General features: G+C 63.2%; 1 protein-coding gene. It reads right to left on the reverse strand.

All coding sequences use genetic code 11. From position 1 onward, the window contains the following. Positions 1-765: 765 nt before the first annotated feature. Positions 766-2,460 carry an AMP-binding protein gene (locus tag ABSG20_RS34545; protein WP_423868915.1) on the reverse strand — a complete coding sequence of 565 codons (1,695 nt, stop codon included), beginning with the start codon at positions 2,458-2,460 and terminating at the stop codon, positions 766-768. Between the last annotated feature and the right edge of the window lie 75 nt (positions 2,461-2,535).

Here is a 2,535-nt window from a genome sequence, read left to right on the forward strand (position 1 = left end):
TGCCGGGTGTTTCCGGTGCCTCGCTGTGAATACTCGTGTGCGTGATGGCCGTTTTCTGCACGCGAGGCTGCGGGTGCCACTGGGCATCCGGCATTCCCCACGCCCTCTGTTTTCTGAGGGCGATGAGTTTACTGGCAAACGCCCGGGTGCATCGCGCCGCGGGGAGCGAACGCACGTTCGGAACGACCGTCATTGCGAGGAGCCCTTGCGACGAAGCAATCCAGCTTTCTCTCCGCAGCGCCAAAGCTGGATTGCTTCGCTAAAGCTCGCAATGACGATCTCGGATTATTTTTTCATGGCTGTTTAAAAATTGAATCAGAAAAATTCGTACCACTCGTCATCCCCATGGGATCTTCGATCTTCGCGCAGTTGTGCCGGGCATCCACGTCTTGGCCGGAGAAAAGACGTGGATGGCCGGGCCTTCGCCGCGCCGAGGGGGCTTCGGCCCCGCAGGCGGGACGAAGCCCGGCCATGGCGAAAAACTAATGACTGTCTCGCCTGTTTGAATATTGAAACGGCAATCGCGTGGGAGTGTGATCCAAAATGAGGGCTCGATGTTGCGGCAACGGCAGTAGGCTCGCTCGCCCCGCTTGCGGGGAGAGGGTTGGGGTTGGGGTTGGGGTGAGGGGCTCTCTCCACGGGTTCGTCTCGCGAGAGACTCCCTCACGCGGATTGCTGCGCAATCCGACCCCGGGTCAAGCCCGGGGCAGGCTCTCTTCCTGCAAGCGGGGAGAGGCGAGGAAACCACGGGCCATTGCCCACGCCTCACGCGGTCTTTGCCGCCTTCAATCCGAGCTTTGCCTCGACCGTCTCGCGCATCGCAAATTTCTGGATCTTGCCGGTGACCGTCATCGGAAATTCCTCGACGAATTCGACGTAGCGCGGGATCTTGTTGTGCGCGATCTGGCCCTGGCAGAAGGCGCGAATCTCCTCGGCGGTGAGGCTCTCGCCGGCGCGCGTCCTGATCCACGCGCACAGTTCCTCGCCATAGCGGTCGTCGGCGACGCCAAAGATCTGCACGTCCTGGATTTTCGGATGGCGGTAGAGGAATTCCTCGATCTCGCGCGGATAGAGGTTCTCGCCGCCGCGGATCACCATGTCCTTGATGCGGCCGACGATGTTGCAGTACCCCTCCCCGTCAATCACGGCGATATCGCCGGTGTGCATCCAGCCACTGGCATCGAGCACATCTTTGGTCTTTTCCGGTTCGTCCCAATAGCCCAGCATGACGCTGTAGCCGCGGGTGCAGAGTTCGCCGCGTTCGCCGCGGGGCACCACGCGGCCCTCGAGATCGATCACCTTGACCTCGACATGGGGATGGATGCGGCCGACGGTCGACACCCTGCGCTGCAGCGGATCGTCCACGGCGCTCTGGAAGCTCACCGGGCTGGTTTCGGTCATGCCATAGGCGATGGTGACATCGCGCATGTTCATCTGCTCGCTGACGCGCCGCATCACCTCGATCGGGCAGGGCGCGCCGGCCATGATGCCGGTCCTAAGCGACGACAGATCGAATCTTGCAAACTCCGGATGGTCGAGTTCGGCGATGAACATGGTCGGGACGCCGTAGAGCGTCGTGCATTTTTCCCGCTCGATGGTCTCAAGCGTGGCCAAGGGATCGAAGCCCTCGCCGGGATAGACCATGGCCGCGCCCGAAGTAACGGAAGCGAGATTGCCCATCACCATGCCGAAGCAGTGATAGAGCGGCACCGGAATGCAGATGCGGTCTTGCTCGGTCAGTCCCATCGCGCGCCCGACGAAATAGCCGTTGTTGAGGATGTTGTGATGGGTCAGCGTGACGCCTTTCGGCGAACCGGTGGTGCCGCTGGTGAACTGGATGTTGACGGGATCGTCGAACTGCAGCGTTTTTTCCAGCGCCGCGAGCGCGTCGCGGTGGCGGTCGCCGCCCATGCCCGGCACCTTCTCGAACGCGATCGTGCCGGGCCAGGCGGGACCGCCGACCTGGATTACCGCGCGCAGTTTTGGCAATCGCGCCGCGTGCAGGTCGCCGGGCGCAGCGCTCGCAAGCTCCGGCAGCAGCGTGTTCAGCATCTCCATATACTGGCTGGTCTTGAACGCGGTCGCCGTGACGATCGCGGCGCAGCCGACTTTTGCCAGCGCAAATTCGAGTTCGCTGAGGCGATAGGCGGGATTGATGGTAACCAGAATGAGCCCGGCCTTGGCCGCGGCGAACTGCGTCAGCGTCCATTCCGGCCGGTTGAGCGACCAGACGCCGACGCGGGCGCCGCGTTCGAGGCCGAGCGCCAGAAAGCCCGCGGCCAACGCCTCGACCCGCGCGGCCAGTTCGTTCCAGGTCCACCTCACGTCATGGCTCGGCGAAACCAGGGCCTCGCGATCGGGCCAGCGCCGCGCCGCGGCATCGAGGCTGCGCCCAATGGTATCGCCGAGCAGCGGCGCATCGGCGACGCCACACACATAACTATCCGCGTTTTCGCTCAATTGGCTCTCCGTGCCCAAAGGCCGGCGCGATCGGTTCGACGACCGCGCCGGGAAGCGTTGCCAGATCATGATCTG

The organism is Bradyrhizobium sp. (genome assembly GCF_049512235.1).
In the GTDB taxonomy this organism is placed as follows: domain Bacteria; phylum Pseudomonadota; class Alphaproteobacteria; order Rhizobiales; family Xanthobacteraceae; genus Bradyrhizobium.